Below are 15,287 nucleotides of genomic sequence, written 5' to 3' on the forward strand. Positions count from 1 at the left end.
GGAGCGCCGGTAGGCTCTGATCTGCCGCCTTCCTCTCCGCGGCCCTTCCCGTCGGACGAACACTAAGGACGATCGTGCTCATTGCCGGGTTCCCCGCCGGGGCCTGGGGGACCAATTGCTACCTGGTCGCCCCCGCCGCAGGCGAGGAGTGCGTGATCATCGACCCGGGTCACCAGGCCACCCAGGGCGTCGAGGAAGCGCTGAAGAAGCATCGGCTCAAGCCCGTCGCCGTCGTGCTCACCCACGGCCACATCGACCACGTCGCCTCGGTCGTCCCCGTCTGCGGCGCCCACGACGTCCCCGCCTGGATCCACCCCGAGGACCGCTACATGATGAGCGATCCTGAGAAGGCCCTCGGCCGCTCCATCGGGATGCCGCTCATGGGAGAGCTCACCGTGGGCGAGCCCGCCGACGTGGAGGAGCTGACCGACGGCGCCCTGCTGAAGCTGGCGGGTCTGGAGTTCGGCGTCGCGCACGCGCCCGGCCATACGAAGGGGTCGGTGACGTTCAGGATGCCCGAGGCCGCGGACGTGCCGCAGGTCCTCTTCTCGGGCGACCTGCTCTTCGCCGGCTCCGTCGGACGCACCGACCTGCCCGGCGGCGACCACGCCGAGCTGCTCGAGTCGCTGGCCCGTGTGTGCCTGCCCCTCGACGACTCGACCGTGGTGCTGTCCGGCCACGGCCCCCAGACGACCATCGGCCGCGAGCGCGCCTCCAATCCGTATCTGCACGGCCTGGACGCGCCCCGCCGAGGAATGTGACGAGAGAAAAACACCGTGAGTACCTTCCAGGCCCCCAAGGGCACGTACGACCTGATCCCGCCGCGCTCCGCGAAGTTCCTCGCGGTGCGCGAGGCGATCTCCGCACCTCTGAAGAACTCCGGCTACGGCTACATCGAGACGCCCGGATTCGAGGACGTCGCCCTGTTCTCCCGCGGTGTCGGTGAGTCCACCGACATCGTGTCCAAGGAGATGTACGCCTTCGAGACCAAGGGCGGGGACCAGCTCGCCCTGCGCCCCGAAGGCACCGCTTCCGTGCTGCGCGCGGCGCTGGAGGCCAACCTCCACAAGGCGGGCAACCTCCCCGTCAAGCTCTGGTACTCCGGCTCGTACTACCGCTACGAGAAGCCGCAGGCCGGCCGCTACCGCCACTTCTCGCAGGTGGGCGCCGAGGCCATCGGCACCGAGGACCCCGCGCTGGACGCCGAGCTGATCATCCTCGCCGACCAGGCGTACCGCTCGCTCGGCCTCAGCCGGTTCCGCATCCTGCTGAACTCGCTGGGCGACAAGGAGTGCAGGCCGGTCTACCGGGAGGCGCTCCAGACCTTCCTGCGTGACCTCGACCTGGACGAGGAGACCCGGCGCCGCATCGAGATCAACCCGCTGCGCGTGCTCGACGACAAGCGGGCCGAGGTCCAGAAGCAGCTGACCGGCGCCCCGATGCTGCGCGACTTCCTCTGCGACGCCTGCAAGGCGTACCACGAGGAGGTCCGTGAGCTGCTGACGGCGGCCGGCGTGGTCTACGAGGACGACGAGAAGCTGGTCCGGGGGCTCGACTACTACACCCGCACCACCTTCGAGTTCGTCCACGACGGCCTGGGGTCCCAGTCGGCGGTGGGCGGCGGCGGCCGGTACGACGGCCTGTCCGAGATGATCGGCGGCCCGTCCCTGCCGTCCGTCGGCTGGGCCCTCGGCGTGGACCGCACGGTCCTCGCCCTGGAGGCCGAGGGCGTCGAGCTCGGTATCCCCGCCACCACCAGCGTGTACGCGGTGCCGCTGGGCGACGAGGCCCGGCGGGTGCTCTTCGGCCTGGTGACCGAGCTGCGCAAGGCGGGCGTCCCCACGGACTTCGCCTTCGGCGGACGTGGTCTGAAGGGCGCGATGAAGAACGCCAACCGCTCCGGCGCCCGCTACGCGATCGTGGCCGGCGAACGCGATCTCGCCGAGGGCGCGGTCCAGCTCAAGGACATGGAGTCGGGCGACCAGGAGGCCGTGGCGCTCGACGCGCTCGTGGCCACCGTACGGGCCAGGCTGGCCTGAGCGCCGTCCCGTTCCACTCCCTGTGCCCGCCCGGTCCGCCGGGCGGGCACAGGCGTGCCGGGGGAGCGGGTCACACCCCGCCGTCAACGTGGCCGCAGCGAACTAATCCCGCCAGGTGATGCGGATCTTGGGGCGCCACGAAGGGCGGGCGACGCCCGGGTGCGCGCCGGGCGCCCGCGCCGGGCGGCCGTCCCCGCTGCGTACGCCCACCTCGGGCTCCTTCGTCGCGGCGGGCGTCCCGCGGTGCCGCAGATTCGGGACGGGCCGCACGGACACCTTTACGCCGATCGAACAGCTGGCCGCGACGGCTGTGCGGCACAATGACCGTGCCCGGCTGGCTACTCAGTGATGGAACGGCGATATGACGATGGCAGCGGTAGATCATCCCTCCTCCCGGCAGGACGAGGACAGCGGAGCCAGGACCTTCGGCGGCAGTCGCGCGCTCGCGCTGCTGCTGGTGATCACGGGCGCCGCCGGACTGCTCGCCGCCTGGGTGATCACGATCGACAAGTTCAAGCTGCTCGAGGACCCGAGCTTCACGCCGGGCTGCAGCCTGAACCCCGTGGTCGCGTGCGGCAACATCATGAAGAGCGAGCAGGCCTCCGCCTTCGGCTTCCCCAACCCCATGCTCGGCATCGCCACCTACTCGGTGGTCATCGGCATCGGGATGGCGCTCCTCGCCGGTGCCCGCTTCCGTGCCTGGTACTGGCTGGGTCTCAACGCGGGCACGCTGTTCGGGGTCGGCTTCTGCACCTGGCTCCAGTACCAGTCGCTCTACAACATCAACTCGCTGTGCCTGTGGTGCTGCCTGGCCTGGGTCGCCACGATCTTCATGTTCTGCTACGTCACCACGCACAACATCAAGCACGGCATCCTGCCCGCGCCCGCGTGGCTGCGGAACACCCTCACCGAGTTCCACTGGGTGCCGCCGGTGCTGTGGATCGGGATCATCGGCATGCTGATCCTGACCCGCTGGTGGGACTTCTGGACCAGCTGAGGGCCAGGCGGTCCTGTCGGTGGGGTGACATAGGCTTCATGACGTGGAGCCCGACCTCTTTACCGCAGCCGCCGAAGACCGCCAGGAGAAGGACCCGTCCAGCAGCCCCCTCGCTGTCCGGATGCGTCCTCGTACGCTGGACGAGGTCGTGGGCCAGCAGCATCTGCTCAAGCCGGGCTCCCCTCTGCGGCGCCTGGTCGGGGAAGGCAGCGGAGGCCCCGCCGGCCCTTCGTCGGTGATTCTCTGGGGCCCGCCCGGCACGGGGAAGACGACCCTGGCGTACGTGGTCAGCAAGGCCACCAACAAGCGTTTCGTCGAACTCTCGGCGATCACCGCGGGGGTCAAGGAGGTCCGGGCCGTCATCGAGGGCGCACGACGCGCCACCGGCGGCTTCGGGAAGGAGACCGTCCTCTTCCTCGACGAGATCCACCGCTTCTCCAAGGCCCAGCAGGACTCGCTGCTCCCCGCCGTGGAGAACCGCTGGGTCACGCTGATCGCGGCCACCACGGAGAATCCCTACTTCTCGATCATCTCCCCGCTGCTGTCGCGCTCCCTGCTCCTCACCCTGGAGCCGCTCACCGACGAGGATCTGCGCGCGCTGCTGCGCAGGGCGCTGACGGACGAGCGCGGACTGGGCGGTGCCGTCACGCTGCCCGAGGACGCCGAGGCGCATCTGCTCCGGATCGCCGGCGGTGACGCCCGGCGCGCACTGACCGCACTGGAGGCGGCCGCCGGAGCAGCCCTCGCGACGCACGAGCGGGAGATCACGCTCACGACGCTCGAGGAGACCGTCGACCGGGCCGCCGTGAAGTACGACCGTGACGGCGACCAGCACTACGACGTGGCGAGTGCCCTGATCAAGTCGATCCGCGGCTCCGACGTGGACGCCGCACTGCACTACCTGGCCCGGATGATCGAGGCGGGGGAGGACCCGCGCTTCATCGCGCGACGGCTGATGATCTCCGCCAGCGAGGACATCGGGCTCGCCGACCCGACGGCCCTGCCCCTCGCCGTGGCGGCGGCCCAGGCCGTGGCCATGATCGGTTTCCCGGAAGCGGCGCTCACCCTCAGCCACGCCACGATCGCGCTCGCCCTCGCCCCCAAGTCCAACGCGGCGACCCTGGCGATCTCGGCGGCGCAGGACGACGTGCGCCGGGGCCTCGCGGGCCCCGTCCCGCCCCATCTGCGCGACGGCCATTACAAGGGCGCCGCGAAACTGGGCCACGCCCAGGGCTACGTCTACCCGCACGACGTGCCCGGCGGGATCGCCGCCCAGGAGTACGCCCCGGACGCCGTCCGGGGCCGCCGCTACTACGAACCCACGCGCTACGGCGCGGAGGCGCGCTACGCCGACGTGGCGGACCGGGTCCGCGAGCGTCTCGGCCGCGGGGAGCAGGGTGGTGCGGCGCCTTCGTGACCGGCGGGGCTCAGCAGGCCGCGGCCTCGAAGAGCGTGTGCATCGCGCGGCGGAGCCCGGCGATGTCGCGGACGGGCTCGGGGAACTCGAAGCGGGCGTCGAAGCAGGCCCCGCCGCCCTCGACGAACCGCACCCGCAGGCCGAAGCGGTCGAGCGCGAGCGGCACCGCGCCGGTCCCGCCCCCGGCGCAGCCGCAGTCGCCCCGCTCACCGAGCAGCGCCCGGAGCGTCGCCATCCGATCGCCGTGTGCGGCGTGCAGATGCTGGAGCAGCTCGGCCTCGTGGGTCACCAGCGGGTCGGCCACCGCGTCCCGGAAGTCCTCGTGCTCGACCTCCTCGTACCCCCACAGGTCGTCCACCGACGCCTCGCCGAACTCCAGCCGGAGCGTCATCCGGCCAGGCTGTGCCGGCCCGGGCACCGCGGTGAGCCACCCGGCGACGCGGGCACGGCCGCGGACGCGGTGCGGGACGGAGACCGGTGCCACGTCGGTGATCTCCAGCACGGCGGTCAGTTCGTCGCCCTGGGCACGCGTCGCGGCCCGTACGACCGGCGAATCCGCGGGGAAACCGAGGAACACGTCCCCCTCGGGGCCGACGCTCCTGGACTCGGGCATGAGCTGGCCGGGGTGGGCCACCGACAGCCCCGGTACGAGCAGCACCGCGGAGCAGGTACTCTGTACGAGAGTTCGTGTGCGCTCGGCTGCTGACGGCATCCGAGTGTTATCAAGCCCGCTGGGACGCGGCTGACCACGATCAGATCGGCCTTCCGTCGTAGCAGCACTTTTCTGTGTGCTGCCGCTGTCTGTGCTGTCCGTGACGTGTGTGGTGTTCCCAGGGCGAGACATGCGATCTCCTTGAGTAAGGTAAGCCTAACCTAACCTACAACGGAGGTCTGGAGAACGTGCCTAACCAGTCGCGTCCCAAGGTCAAGAAGTCGCGTGCCCTCGGCATCGCCCTGACGCCCAAGGCTGTCAAGTACTTCGAAGCCCGCCCCTACCCGCCGGGCGAGCACGGCCGTGGCCGCAAGCAGAACTCGGACTACAAGGTCCGTCTGCTCGAGAAGCAGCGTCTGCGTGCGCAGTACGACATCAGCGAGCGCCAGATGGCGCGTGCCTACGACCGCGCCCGTAAGGCCGAGGGCAAGACGGGCGAGGCGCTGGTCGTCGAGCTCGAGCGCCGCCTCGACGCCCTGGTTCTGCGTTCGGGCATCGCCCGCACCATCTACCAGGCCCGTCAGATGGTCGTCCACGGCCACATCGAGGTCAACGGTGGCAAGGTCGACAAGCCGTCCTTCCGCGTGCGCCCCGACGACGTCGTGCAGGTCCGCGAGCGCAGCCGCTCCAAGGTCCCCTTCCAGGTGGCCCGCGAGGGTGGTTACGACACCGACGGCGAGACCCCGCGCTACCTCCAGGTGAACCTGAAGGCCCTGGCCTTCCGCCTGGACCGGGACCCGAACCGCAAGGAAATCCCGGTCATCTGCGACGAGCAGCTCGTCGTCGAGTACTACGCCCGCTGATCCGGACGTAGCTCTCAACCGAGCTCGGGCCCGCCCCTCCCTGTCGTACGGGAGGCGGCGGGCCTTCGCTTTTCTCCCGCACGACCGCCGCCGGGCGCGGCCTCCGGGGCCGCTCCGGCGTCCACGGCCGAGCCGAGTGCCCGCGCCACCGCGGCCTGGGTGCCCAGCAGACGGCCCGCCCCGCGAGCGGCGTCGTACCGCGCGTCACCCAGCGCCGTCCTGGCCCGCTCCTCGCACTGGAGCCGGGGCCGTCCGTAGTGGGCGGAGCCGAACAGCGGCAGGCCGACCGAGGGCCAGATGCGGTCCGCCGCGCCCTGCAGCACCGCCGCCTCCGTCGCGTCGCCCTCGACCACCGTGATGAGGGCGAGCAGCTCCAGGCAGAGGGCCGTGCCGAGCAGGTCGTCGAAGGTGTGCCCGATGGCCAGGGCCTCCTCGAGCATCCGGCGCGCCCGTCCGCTCAGTCCGCCCTGGAGTGCCACGAAGCCGAGGACGTACAGCGCGTAGGCCATGGCCCACCGCTCGCCGTGGTCCTCGCAGATCTCACGGACCTCGTCACAGATCGCCTCGGCGCCGTCCAGGTCGCCGAGGAAGGCCACGGCCATGCCCAGTTCCACCTGGGCCATCAGCACGTTGCTGTTCAGCTCGCCGATCTCCCGGTAGCGCGTGAGCGCCTCGCGCAGCAGTTCCTCGGCGCGAGCCGCGTCGTCCGTGACGAGCGAGAGGCAGCCCGTGCGGTGCACCGCGTAGGCGACGGCGCTCGCGTCCTGCGAGCGCTCGCCCTCCTCGCGGCACTCCTGCAGCGCCGAGACCGCGCCCACCGGGTCGCCCTGGAGCACCGCGACGTACCCGAGGACCCACAGGGCCTTCAGACGCGCGTGGTCGTGGGGGGACTCCTCGGCGAGGACGTGGTCCAGCCAGTGCCGGCCTTCGGAGAGATGTCCGCAACCGGTCCAGTAGAACCAGAGCGTGCCCGCCAGGTACTGCGCGAGATGGATCTCGTCGGGACTCTCCAGCGAGCACTCCATCGCCTGGCGGAGATTGGGCAGCTCGCTGTCGATCCTGGCCGCGGCGTCGGCCTGTCGCGGGCTGAACCAGTCGAGCTCGCACCAGGTGGCGAGGCCCAGGTACCAGTCCCGGTGTCTGCGGCGCAGCCGCTCGGCGTCCCCGGTGGCCCGCAGCCACTCGGCGCCGTACTCCCGCACGGTGTCCAGCAGCCGGTACCGGCCGCCCAGGGCGGAGTCCTCGCGCAGCACGACGGACTGCGCCAGGAGTTCGTCGAGGACGTCGAGCACCGAGTCGGCGGGCAGCCCGCCGCCGCTGCAGATGTACTCGACGGCCTCCAGGTCGAACTGCCCGGCGAACACCGAGAGCCGTGCCCACAGCAACCGCTGCTCCGGAGCGCACAGCTCGTGGCTCCAGCCGATCGCCGTACGGAGCGTCTGGTGGCGGGGCAGCGCGTTGGGGCTGCCTCCCGTCAGCAGCCGGAACCGGTCGTCGAGACGGTGGAGCACCTGCTCCATCGTGAGGGCGCGCAGCCGTCCCGCCGCGAGCTCAAGGGCGAGCGGGATGCAGTCGAGGCGGCGGCAGAGCTCCCGGGCGGTCTCCCGGTCGGCGTCCGTCAGCCTGAACCCCTGCCGCACCGCGGCGGCGCGCCGGGTGAAGAGTTCCAGGGCGTCGTCGTCCGCCATCGGCGCCAGGGGAAAGGTGAGTTCGCCGTCCACCCGCAGGGGGCACCGGCCGGCGGCGAGCACCCGCAGGCGAGGAGCCCGGCGCAGCAACTCCCGTACGAGCTCGGCGCACACGTCGCGCAGGTGCTCGAAACCGTCGAGGACGAGCAGGAGGCTGCGGTCGGCGCAGTGCTCGACGAGAACGGTGCGTGGAGGCCGGTGGGTGTGGTCGGTCAGCCCCAGTGCGGCGACCAGGGCGTGTTCGAGCAGCTCGGGGTCACGCACGGCCGACAGCTCGGCGATCCACACGCCATCGCAGTACCGTTTCTCCATGAGTGCCGCCGCCCGGGAGGCGAAGCGGGTCTTGCCCACCCCCGCCACTCCGGCGACCGTGACCAGCCTGGACTCCCGCAGAAGTGCGTCGAGTTCGGCCAGCTCGTCGTCGCGGCCGACGAAGGTGTCCAGCTCGGCCGGGAGATTCCCGCGTACAGGGACGGGCTCCGCGTCGTCGGGGGTGGGGGAGGGGCGCTGAGGGCGTCGCATGAAACACGCAGAGTACTGGGACATAAGCTCTCCGTACAATCTCCCCGCTTCCGGCGCCCGCCTCACCACCCGCCCCGCCACCCGCACCACCCGCCCCGCCACCCGCACCACCCGCCCGTAATGCGGTACGGCGCGTGACGCCCGGCGCGATAGGCTCGGGGGACGACGATCGGCAGTGGTGGCGGTAGGCGCCGGCCGAGCAGAGACAGGCAGAACGCCGGCCGGGAGATGCCCCGGCCGATGCGGGCGACGAACAGAGAGCGGTGCACTGTGTCCGGTGGAGAGGTGGCCGGCATCCTGGTGGCTGTCTTCTGGGCGATCCTGGTGTCCTTCCTCGCCGTGGTACTGGTGAGGCTGGCCCAGACGCTCAAGGCGACCACGGCGCTGGTGGCGGACGTGACGGAGCAGGCGGTTCCCCTGCTCGCCGACGCCTCCGCCACGCTGCGCTCCGCGCAGACCCAGCTCGACAAGGTCGACGCGATCGCGAGCGACGTGCAGGAGGTCACCTCCAACGCCTCCGCGCTCTCCACCACGGTGGCCTCGACGTTCGGCGGTCCGCTCGTGAAGGTCGCGGCCTTCGGCTACGGAGTGCGGCAGGCGATCGGCCGCCGTACCGCCGGAGAGCCGGAGCCCGCGCGCAAGGCCGCCCGCCGCACCGTGATTGTCGGCCGTACCGTGCCGTCCGCCCGTGACAGGAAGCGGACCGGCCGAAGCTCCCGCGGACAGAAGGACTGACGCAGCGATGTTCCGCCGTACGTTCTGGTTCACCGCCGGCGCAGCCGCCGGTGTCTGGGCCACCACCAAGGTCAACCGCAAGATCCGCAGCCTGACCCCCGAGAGCCTCGCGGCGCAGGCCGCCGACAAGGCGATCGAGGCCGGTCACAAGCTGAAGGACTTCGCCCTCGACGTCCGTGAGGGCATGGTCAGGCGAGAGGCGGAACTGGGCGGGGCCCTCGGTCTCGAGGCACCGGCCGACCCCGAACTCGTCGTCCACCGCGCACTTCCCCACCACCCGAACAACCGGAATGAGGACTACTGATGGAGTCGGCTGAAATTCGCCGCCGCTGGCTGAGCTTCTTCGAGGAGCGCGGTCACACCGTCGTGCCTTCGGCGTCGCTCATCGCGGACGACCCGACTCTGCTGCTGGTCCCCGCGGGCATGGTCCCCTTCAAGCCCTACTTCCTCGGCGAGGTCAAGCCGCCCGCCCCGCGCGTCACCAGCGTGCAGAAGTGCGTGCGTACGCCGGACATCGAAGAGGTCGGCAAGACCACCCGGCACGGCACGTTCTTCCAGATGTGCGGCAACTTCTCGTTCGGCGACTACTTCAAGGAAGGCGCCATCGAGTTCGCCTGGGCCGCTCTCACGAGCTCCGTGGCGGACGGCGGCTTCGGCCTCGACCCCGAGCGGCTGTGGATCACGGTCTACCTCGACGACGACGAGGCCGAGGCCATCTGGCGCGACAAGATCGGCGTCCCGGCCGAGCGCATCCAGCGCCTGGGCAAGAAGGACAACTTCTGGTCCATGGGCGTGCCCGGCCCCTGCGGCCCGTGCTCGGAGATCAACTACGACCGCGGCCCCGAGTTCGGCGTCGAGGGCGGCCCCGCCGTCAACGACGAGCGCTACGTGGAGATCTGGAACCTCGTCTTCATGCAGTACGAGCGGGGTGCCGGGGACGGCAAGGAGGACTTCCCGATCCTCGGTGACCTGCCGTCGAAGAACATCGACACGGGACTCGGTCTCGAACGCCTCGCCATGATCCTGCAGGGCGTGCAGAACATGTACGAGACCGACACCCTGCGCGTCGTGATGGACAAGGCCACCGAGCTCACCGGCGTGCGGTACGGCGCCGAGCAGGGCTCCGACGTCTCCCTCCGGGTCGTCGCCGACCACATCCGCACGTCCGTCATGCTCATCGGCGACGGTGTCACCCCCGGCAACGAGGGCCGCGGCTACGTCCTGCGCCGCATCATGCGCCGGGCCATCCGCAACATGCGCCTCATGGGTGCCACCGGTCCCGTCGTGCGTGAGCTCGTCGACGTGGTCGTCGACACCATGGGGCAGCAGTACCCGGAGCTGATCACCGACCGCAAGCGCATCGAGACCGTCGCCCTCGCCGAGGAGGCCGCCTTCCTCAAGGCCCTCAAGGGCGGCACGAACATCCTCGACACCGCCGTCAGCGAGACCAAGGCCGCCGGCGGCAAGGTCCTGGCCGGCGACAAGGCCTTCCTGCTCCACGACACCTGGGGCTTCCCGATCGACCTCACGCTGGAGATGGCCGCGGAACAGGGCCTCTCGGTGGACGAGGACGGCTTCCGCCGCCTGATGAAGGAGCAGCGGGAGCGCGCCAAGGCCGACGCCAAGGCCAAGAAGACCGGGCACGCCGACCTGTCTGCCTACCGTGAGGTGGCCGACAACTCCGGCGTCACCGAGTTCACCGGCTACACCAGCACCGAGGGTGAGTCGAAGATCGTCGGCCTCCTCGTCGACGGCGTGCCCTCGCCCGCCGCCTCCGAGGGCGACGAGGTCGAGGTCGTCCTCGACCGCACCCCCTTCTACGCCGAGGGCGGTGGCCAGCTCGCCGACCAGGGCCGGATCAGGCTCGACAGCGGCGCCGTCATCCAGGTCCGGGACGTGCAGCAGCCGGTCCCGGGCGTCTCCGTCCACAAGGGCTCGGTCCAGGTCGGAGAGGTGACGGTCGGCGCCTCCGCCTACGCCGCCATCGACAACACCCGCCGCCGTGCCATCGCCCGCGCCCACAGCGCCACGCACCTCACGCACCAGGCGCTGCGGGACGCCCTGGGCCCGACGGCCGCCCAGGCCGGTTCGGAGAACTCGCCCGGCCGCTTCCGCTTCGACTTCGGCTCGCCCGCCGCCGTACCCGGCACGGTCCTCACCGACGTCGAGCAGAAGATCAACGAGGTCCTCGCCCGGGAACTCGACGTCCAGGCCGAGGTCATGTCCATCGACGACGCCAAGAAGCAGGGCGCCATCGCGGAGTTCGGCGAGAAGTACGGCGAGCGGGTCCGCGTCGTCACCATCGGCGACTTCTCCAAGGAGCTGTGCGGCGGCACGCACGTCGGCAACACCGCCCAGCTGGGTCTGGTGAAGCTGCTCGGCGAGTCCTCCATCGGGTCCGGCGTGCGCCGTATCGAGGCCCTCGTCGGCGTCGACGCGTACAACTTCCTCGCCAAGGAGCACACGGTCGTCGCCCAGCTCCAGGAGCTGCTCAAGGGCCGCCCCGAGGAGCTCCCCGAGAAGATCTCCGGCATGCTCGGCAAGCTGAAGGACGCCGAGAAGGAGATCGAGAAGTTCCGCGCGGAGAAGGTGCTCGCCGCCGCCGCCGGGCTCGTGGAGTCGGCCAAGGACGTACGCGGCGTCGCCCTGGTCACCGGGCAGGTGCCGGACGGCACCACGGCCGACGACCTGCGCAAGCTGGTCCTCGACGTGCGCGGGCGCATCCAGGGCGGCCGGCCGGCCGTCGTGGCCCTGTTCACCACGGCCAACGGCCGCCCGCTGACGGTCATCGCCACCAACGAGGCCGCCCGCGAGCGTGGGCTCAAGGCCGGTGACCTGGTGCGCACCGCCGCCAAGACCCTCGGTGGCGGAGGCGGCGGAAAGCCGGACGTCGCCCAGGGCGGCGGCCAGAACCCGGACGCCATCGGTGACGCCGTCGCCGCTGTCGAACGCCTCGTCACCGAGACGGCGTGACGCCGGAGATGTCGCAGATGCGCAGAGGGCGCCGACTCGCGATCGATGTCGGTGATGCCCGGATCGGGGTCGCCTCGTGCGACCCCGACGGGATCCTCGCCACGCCGGTGGAGACCGTGCCGGGACGTGACGTCCCGGCCGCCCACCGGCGGCTCGGCCAGATCGTCGAGGAGTACGAGCCGATCGAGGTCGTCGTCGGGCTGCCCCGCTCCCTCGGGGGCGGGGAGGGCCCGGCCGCCGCGAAGGTCCGTGCGTTCGCCCAGGTGTTCGCCCGTGCGATCGCACCGATTCCTGTACGTCTCCTGGACGAGAGGATGACCACAGTGACGGCCACTCAAGGGCTGCGCGCTTCGGGCGTGAAGTCCAAGAAGGGCCGGTCTGTCATCGACCAGGCTGCCGCTGTGGTGATCCTTCAGAACGCTCTGGAGTCCGAACGGGCGTCAGGCACCGCTCCGGGCGAGGGCGTCGAAGTGGTTGTCTGATCGCGATACGGTAACGTTCCGCGCGATGCGGCGGTGTTCGAACAGACACCGCACAGCAAAGCGAAGAGACGGAGCGTCGTCTCGCGGCTCAAGGGGATCGATGACTGAGTATGGCCGGGGCCCCGGCTCCGAACCGTGGCATCCCGAGGACCCCTTGTACGGGGACCAGGGATGGGGAGGCCCCCAGGCCGCCCACGGCCAGGGCCCGTACGAAGGCCAGCAGCAGCCCTACGCACAGGACCCGTACGCCCAGCAGGGCTACCAGCAGGACCCTTACGCGCAGCAGCAGCAGCATCAGCAGGACCCCTACGCCCAGCAGGACCAGCAGCACCAGCAGGACCCGTACGGCCAGCACCAGCAGCAGCAGGACCCGTACGCCCAGCAGCACCAGCAGGACCCGTACGGCCGGCAGCACCCGCAGCAACCGTACGGCGGCGGGCAGGACCCGTACGGGCAGCAGCCTCCCCAGCAGCCCGCCTACGACGGTGGCTGGGACACCGGCCAGCAGCCGGCGATGCCGTACGGGGTCCAGCCCCCGTACGGCAGCGCCCCCGGTGGCTACGGCGAGCAGGCCGACCACTACGGCACCCCCGAGGCCTACCCTCCGCCGCAGCCTCCGGGGCGACGGGAGCAGCAGGCCCAGCAGCAGGGCCAGGACTGGGACCCCGAGGTGCCGCAGGAGGAGACGCATCCTTTCTTCACGGGTGCCGACGAGCCGCAGGCGGACCGTGCTTCCAGGGACGCCGGGCAGGACGAGCGCCCCGACGACGAGTACGACGACGACCCGCGCGAGGGCAGGCGGGGCGGTGGTGACCGCCGGGGCAAGAACAAGAAGAAGAACCGCAGCGGCTGCGCGTGCCTGGTCGTGTCCGTGGTCCTCGTCGGTGGTCTCGGGGGAGTGGGCTATCTCGGCTACTCCTACTACCAGTCCCAGTTCGGCGAGGCACCCGACTACTCGGGCAGCGGCAGCGGTTCGGTCGAGGTGGAGGTTCCCGAGGGTGCTCTCGGGAACGAGATCGCGAGCATTCTGAAGAAGGCGGGCGTCGTGAAATCCGCCGACGCCTTCATCTCGGCGCAGAGCGGAAATCCCAAGGGCAAATCGATCCAGGCCGGTGTCTATCTTCTGAAGAAGGAGATGTCGGCGGACAGCGCTCTCGACATGATGCTGGACCCCGCCAGCCAGAACGCGATGATCATTCCCGAGGGAACGAGCACCCTCGACGTCTACAAGGCGATCGACAAGAAGCTGAAACTCAAGTCGGGCACCACGGCCGGTATCGCGAAGACGAAGGCGGAGAGCCTCGGACTGCCCGAATGGGCGGACGACGACCCGGGGATCAAGGACCCGCTGGAAGGATTCCTCTTCCCGGCGGCGTACGCGGTCTCCGAGGGGTCGAAGCCCGAGGACGTGCTGAAGAAAATGGTCACGCGGGCCAACAAGGAATACGCGAAGCTGGACCTCGAGGAGAACGCGGAGAAGCTGAATCTGGATTCTCCGCTCGACGTCGTCACCGTGGCGAGCCTCGTCCAGAAAGAGGGCAAGTACAAGCACGACTTCGACAAGGTCGCGAGGGTCGTGTACAACCGGCTCAAGCCGGACAATCTCGAAACGGTCGGCAGGCTCGAATTCGACTCGACCATCAACTACATCCGGGCGGAGAGCACCCTGGACGTGGGCGCCGTCGACGATCTGCGGAAGATCGACGACCCGTACAACACGTACAGCATCAAGGGGCTGCCGCTCGGCCCGATCTCCAATCCGGGTGCGGACGCCCTGCAGTCGGCCATCAGCCCCGCGTCCGGTCCCTGGTACTACTTCGTCTCCGTCACCGAGGACAAGACGCTGTTCGCCGTGACGAACGAGGAGCACGAGCGCAACCGCAGGCAGTACGAAGAGAACAAGGCAGACCAGTGAGCACGCCCCGCCGCGCCGCCGTCCTCGGCTCGCCCATCGCCCATTCGCTCTCCCCCGACCTGCACCGGGCCGCCTACGCGGAGCTCGGGCTCGGGAACTGGTCGTACGACCGCTTCGACGTCGACGAGGCGGGGCTCCCCGGCTTCGTCGAGGGGCTGGACCCCTCGTGGGCGGGTCTCTCCCTGACCATGCCGCTCAAGCGGGCGATCATCCCGCTGCTGGACGGGATCAGCGACACGGCGGCGGCGATCGAGACCGTCAACACGGTCGTCCTCACCGAGGACGGCCGGCGCCACGGTGACAACACGGACATCCCCGGCATGGTCGCCGCGCTGCGTGAACGCGGCGTCGAGAAGGCGGAGTCGGCCTCGGTCCTGGGCGCCGGAGCCACGGCGTCCTCGGCGCTGGCCGCCCTCGCCGAGATCTGCACCGGGCCCGTCACGGCCTATGTGCGCAGCGCCGCGCGGGGCGACGAGATGCGTGGCTGGGGCGAGCGCCTCGGCGTCGACGTCAGGATCGCGGACTGGGACCGCGCCGGCGAGGCCCTGCGCGCCCCCCTGGTCATCGCCACCACTCCGGCCGGTACCACGGACGCCCTGGCGGACGCCGTCCCCGAGGCACCCGGAACCCTGTTCGACGTGCTGTACGAGCCCTGGCCGACGGCGCTGGCCTCACGCTGGGAGGCGGCCGGAGCCGCGGTGGTGGGTGGCCTGGACCTCCTGGTGCACCAGGCCGTCCTCCAGGTGGAACAGATGACCGGACGCGACGCTCCGCTCGCCGTGATGCGGGCCGCCGGCGAGGCGGCCCTCGCGGCCCGCGGCCGTCAGGCATAAGGACCCGCGGGGCGGCGGCGCGTCCCCGGCCGGACCACCGCACGACGCCGGTTGTCCACCGCTTCCACGCGGCCCGGCGGCGCCCGCGCACGCCCTCGGCGGCCCGTCCCGCACCGCAACCCGTGTGACCTGCGGCTGACCGCCCGCCGCACGCTCCGGCCCACTCCCTTC

General features: G+C 70.7%; 14 protein-coding genes. 12 read left to right on the forward strand and 2 right to left on the reverse strand.

Annotated features, from left to right (window positions below; all coding sequences use genetic code 11):
- Positions 1 to 74: 74 nt before the first annotated feature.
- From ACFY8O_RS23095 to ACFY8O_RS23110, 4 genes are all read left to right on the forward strand, one after another.
- Positions 75 to 761 carry an MBL fold metallo-hydrolase gene (locus ACFY8O_RS23095; RefSeq protein WP_145806215.1) on the forward strand — a complete coding sequence of 229 codons (687 nt, stop codon included), beginning with the start codon at positions 75 to 77 and terminating at the stop codon, positions 759 to 761.
- A gap of 15 nt (positions 762 to 776) precedes the next feature.
- The gene (gene hisS, locus ACFY8O_RS23100; RefSeq protein WP_387905205.1) at positions 777 to 2,039 is read left to right on the forward strand and encodes a histidine--tRNA ligase; all 1,263 of its coding nucleotides are present in this window, start codon (positions 777 to 779) and stop codon (positions 2,037 to 2,039) included.
- Between the two features lie 361 nt (positions 2,040 to 2,400).
- On the forward strand, positions 2,401 to 3,036 hold the full coding sequence (locus tag ACFY8O_RS23105; RefSeq protein ID WP_145806211.1) for a vitamin K epoxide reductase family protein: 636 nt from the start codon (positions 2,401 to 2,403) through the stop codon (positions 3,034 to 3,036).
- 43 nt (positions 3,037 to 3,079) lie between these two features.
- The gene (locus tag ACFY8O_RS23110) at positions 3,080 to 4,453 is read left to right on the forward strand and encodes a replication-associated recombination protein A (protein ID WP_145806209.1); all 1,374 of its coding nucleotides are present in this window, start codon (positions 3,080 to 3,082) and stop codon (positions 4,451 to 4,453) included.
- A gap of 10 nt (positions 4,454 to 4,463) precedes the next feature.
- Here the strand turns inward: ACFY8O_RS23110 and ACFY8O_RS23115 are convergent, their stop codons facing one another.
- The gene (locus tag ACFY8O_RS23115; protein WP_387905208.1) at positions 4,464 to 5,165 is read right to left on the reverse strand and encodes a DUF2470 domain-containing protein; all 702 of its coding nucleotides are present in this window, start codon (positions 5,163 to 5,165) and stop codon (positions 4,464 to 4,466) included.
- Between the two features lie 188 nt (positions 5,166 to 5,353).
- Between ACFY8O_RS23115 and rpsD the strand changes: the two genes are divergently transcribed.
- Positions 5,354 to 5,968, forward strand: coding sequence for a 30S ribosomal protein S4 (rpsD, locus tag ACFY8O_RS23120; protein ID WP_014157362.1), 615 nt, complete (start codon positions 5,354 to 5,356; stop codon positions 5,966 to 5,968).
- 14 nt (positions 5,969 to 5,982) lie between these two features.
- Here rpsD and ACFY8O_RS23125 read toward each other — a convergent pair whose 3' ends face one another.
- Positions 5,983 to 8,178 carry an ATP-binding protein gene (locus ACFY8O_RS23125; RefSeq protein ID WP_387905211.1) on the reverse strand — a complete coding sequence of 732 codons (2,196 nt, stop codon included), beginning with the start codon at positions 8,176 to 8,178 and terminating at the stop codon, positions 5,983 to 5,985.
- On the opposite strand from ACFY8O_RS23125, the gene ACFY8O_RS23130 reads away from it, so the two are divergent.
- The 7 genes from ACFY8O_RS23130 (at position 8,177) to ACFY8O_RS23160 (ending at position 15,116) form a co-directional block, all read left to right on the forward strand.
- A complete protein-coding gene (locus ACFY8O_RS23130; RefSeq protein ID WP_387905214.1) occupies positions 8,177 to 8,299 on the forward strand; it encodes a hypothetical protein in 123 nt (40 codons plus the stop codon). The two genes, ACFY8O_RS23125 and ACFY8O_RS23130, sit on opposite strands and share 2 nt — an antisense overlap.
- 164 nt (positions 8,300 to 8,463) lie before the next feature.
- On the forward strand, positions 8,464 to 8,913 hold the full coding sequence (locus ACFY8O_RS23135) for a DUF948 domain-containing protein (RefSeq protein WP_145806853.1): 450 nt from the start codon (positions 8,464 to 8,466) through the stop codon (positions 8,911 to 8,913).
- A gap of 7 nt (positions 8,914 to 8,920) precedes the next feature.
- Entirely contained in the window at positions 8,921 to 9,217 is a 297-nt protein-coding gene (locus ACFY8O_RS23140) for a DUF6167 family protein (RefSeq protein ID WP_145806203.1), read from the forward strand.
- Positions 9,217 to 11,886 (forward strand): alanine--tRNA ligase, encoded by a 2,670-nt coding sequence (gene alaS, locus ACFY8O_RS23145; RefSeq protein WP_387905218.1) that lies wholly within the window; start codon positions 9,217 to 9,219, stop codon positions 11,884 to 11,886. Before ACFY8O_RS23140 ends, alaS begins: the two co-directional genes overlap by 1 nt.
- Positions 11,887 to 11,894: 8 nt before the next feature.
- Entirely contained in the window at positions 11,895 to 12,368 is a 474-nt protein-coding gene (gene ruvX / locus ACFY8O_RS23150) for a Holliday junction resolvase RuvX (protein ID WP_208766031.1), read from the forward strand.
- A gap of 100 nt (positions 12,369 to 12,468) precedes the next feature.
- Positions 12,469 to 14,283: an endolytic transglycosylase MltG gene (gene mltG / locus ACFY8O_RS23155; protein WP_387905220.1), complete on the forward strand. Its 1,815-nt coding sequence runs from the start codon at positions 12,469 to 12,471 to the stop codon at positions 14,281 to 14,283.
- Positions 14,280 to 15,116 carry a shikimate dehydrogenase gene (locus tag ACFY8O_RS23160; RefSeq protein ID WP_145806195.1) on the forward strand — a complete coding sequence of 279 codons (837 nt, stop codon included), beginning with the start codon at positions 14,280 to 14,282 and terminating at the stop codon, positions 15,114 to 15,116. The genes mltG and ACFY8O_RS23160 overlap by 4 nt, the downstream gene beginning before the upstream one ends.
- The last annotated feature ends 171 nt before the right edge of the window (positions 15,117 to 15,287 follow it).

The organism is Streptomyces argenteolus (genome assembly GCF_042902585.1).
GTDB classification, from domain to species: Bacteria; Actinomycetota; Actinomycetes; order Streptomycetales; family Streptomycetaceae; genus Streptomyces; species Streptomyces argenteolus.